We start from the raw sequence: 557 nt of genomic DNA on the forward strand, positions 1-557 counted from the left end.
GATCACCAGGTCGGCGTTGCTGACGCGCGCCTGGCACGACAGCCGCGATTGCGGCTCCAGCCCCCAGGCCTTGTCGAGCAGGTCGTCCTCGGTCTCGCTGGACTCTTCCAGCGACTCGAACCCCTCCCGCACGATGACGTGGCAGGTGGTGCAGGCGCAGGATTTCTCGCAGGCGTGCTCGATCTCGACGCCGTTGGCGAGCAGGGTGTCGCAAATGGTCTCGCCGGGCTTGGCGTCGATCACCGCGTTTTCGGGACACAGTTCGACGTGGGGCAATACGATGAGCTGGGGCATAGCATTCGGGCGTTTCAGGCCGCTTGGGAGTGTTGGCTAGGCAGGGCGGCGAGCACGCCGTCCCAGAATTTGATTCGCGCGTTCACCGCGGCCTCGGCGGCGGCCTCGGCTTCGCGCCACTTGGCAGCGTCGCCGCCGACCAGCGCGGCGAGCAGGCGCAGCGACAGCGGCGCATGGAAATCCTCGTCCAGATGGACGTGGCGGTTGAGGTAGTAATGGAAGCTTGGCGCCTGCGCCTCGGTCACCGCCATGCGCGCGAGGAA

2 protein-coding genes are annotated in these 557 nt (G+C 67.0%); both read right to left on the bottom strand.

Annotated features, from left to right (window positions below; all coding sequences use genetic code 11):
* Positions 1–294 (bottom strand): ISC system 2Fe-2S type ferredoxin (gene fdx / locus ACK41V_RS23815; protein ID WP_409786185.1); only part of this gene is annotated, 294 nt, incomplete at its 3' end.
* A 14-nt stretch (positions 295–308) separates the two neighbouring features.
* Positions 309–557, bottom strand: a 249-nt coding sequence (locus ACK41V_RS23820) for a DUF3050 domain-containing protein (protein WP_409786187.1), incomplete at its 5' end; no start/stop codon positions are given.

This window comes from Acidovorax sp. (assembly GCF_046291265.1).
Classification (GTDB): domain Bacteria; phylum Pseudomonadota; class Gammaproteobacteria; order Burkholderiales; family Burkholderiaceae_C; genus Acidovorax.